This window comes from Rhodoblastus sp. (assembly GCF_041915505.1).
Taxonomy (GTDB): domain Bacteria; phylum Pseudomonadota; class Alphaproteobacteria; order Rhizobiales; family Beijerinckiaceae; genus Rhodoblastus.
Genome location: NZ_JAYSBG010000520.1, coordinates 1 through 1618, shown reverse-complemented (window position 1 = coordinate 1618; position 1618 = coordinate 1). Strand labels below are relative to the sequence as shown.

At 65.8% G+C, this 1618-nt stretch carries 2 protein-coding genes; both read left to right on the top strand.

The window, feature by feature from the left end; all coding sequences use genetic code 11:
- Positions 1–89: 89 nt before the first annotated feature.
- Positions 90–704, top strand: a complete 615-nt coding sequence (locus ACE3S9_RS19350) for a ribonuclease D (RefSeq protein ID WP_374548106.1) — start codon at positions 90–92, stop codon at positions 702–704.
- Positions 705–856: 152 nt separating this feature from the next.
- A complete protein-coding gene (gene lptC / locus ACE3S9_RS19345; protein ID WP_374548105.1) occupies positions 857–1585 on the top strand; it encodes an LPS export ABC transporter periplasmic protein LptC in 729 nt (242 codons plus the stop codon).
- Positions 1586–1618 lie beyond the last annotated feature (33 nt).

Here is a 1618-nt window from a genome sequence, read left to right as displayed (position 1 = left end):
CCGCCCGCGCGCTTGCCGGCCGTCCACGGCGATGATAGGGCTGCGGCGCCGCGCGAGCCCGCCCTCGCCGGGCGGGGACCACAGCCATCATGACCATACGCTTGCACCGGGGCGATCTGCCCGGCGATTTCCAGCCGGGCGCCAGCATCGCCATCGACACCGAAACGCTCGGCCTCAATCCCCATCGCGACCGGCTGTGTCTGGTGCAGCTTTCGCGCGGCGACGGCGAGGCCGATCTGGTGCAGATCGCGCGGGGCCAGACCGAGGCCCCCAATCTGGTCCGCATGCTGGCCGACCCGTCCGTGGTCAAGATCTTCCATTTCGCGCGTTTCGATCTGGCGATTTTGCAAAAGACCTTCGGCCTGCGCGCGGAGCCGGTCTATTGCACCAAGATCGCCTCGCGGCTCACCCGCACCTATACCGACCGCCACGGGCTCAAGGATCTCGTGCGCGAATTGCTGGGCGTGGAGATTTCCAAACAGCAGCAAACCTCGGACTGGGGCGCGGAAAAGCTGAGCGAGGCGCAGCTCGCCTATGCCGCGTCCGACGTGCTGCATCTTCACGCCTTGCGCGAGAAGCTCGACGTCCTGCTCGCGCGCGAGGGGCGCACGGCGCTGGCCCAGGCCTGTTTCGATTTCCTGCCGGCCCGCGCCGAGCTGGATTTGCTGGGTTGGCCGGAAACGGATATTTTCGCGCATAGCTGAGGCTTTGTCGGCGCCGGGCGGCGGTCCGCCACGCCGGGGCCGCGCGAATGTCATAATTTCGAGCGGCTCTTTGCCTTCAAGTCGGCGTTCAGAGCGGGTTCATTCGGGGCTTCGTAGCGGTCGGCGTCATGGTGGGGCGGAAGGACGGATCAATGATTTCAGGCGGCGCCGCGGCCCGTGGCGAGATCATGCCGATTGACCCGCCCGGACAGGCCGGAGACGGTTTGGGCGACGGCAATCAGGTCCGCGCCCGCGCCTTCCACGCCGCCGCGCGCCACAGCGCGCGCGTGAAATGGCTGCGGCGCGGCATTCTGATCGGCGCCGCCGTCGTGACGGTGAGCCTGGTCTGGTATTCCTGGTTTCGCAGCCAGGACATGGGCGAGCTGAATTTCTCGCTGGACAGTTTCGGCATCAGCGGCGACAAGATCACCATGGAGCATCCCCGCCTGACCGGCGTGCGTCGCGACGGAAAGCCCTATGACGTGACGGCGGAATCGGGCGTGCAAAATCCCAAGGACCCCAGCCGCACGGCCCTGACCAAGCTGAACGCCAAGCTGCGCATGGCCGACGACACCGATACGCGGATCATCGGCGACAGCGGGACCTATGATTCCAATACGCAGGTGCTGGACCTCGCCGGCAATGTCCATATCCGGAGCGCGAATTTCGATCTCGCAATGCGCAGCGCCTCGATGAGTTTCAAGACCAATATGTTCGGCTCGAACGAGCCGGTGCGGCTGGATTTGAACAATGGCTGGATCGAGGCGGATTCCCTGGCCTCGACGGAGAACGGCGTCCAGGTCACCTTCCAGGGCAATGTGCGGTCGCAATTCACGCAGCCGCCCGAAGACGCCGCGGCTTCCGGCCAGAAGGACCAGTGAACATGAGTCGAGCAATACCCGCCGGGGCGCGAG

Coding starts and splice junctions, on each gene's coding strand:
- ACE3S9_RS19350 (WP_374548106.1), top strand. CDS start 90: ATGACCATACGCTTGCACCGGGGCGATCTGCCCGGCGATTTCCAGCCG.
- lptC (WP_374548105.1), top strand. CDS start 857: ATGATTTCAGGCGGCGCCGCGGCCCGTGGCGAGATCATGCCGATTGAC.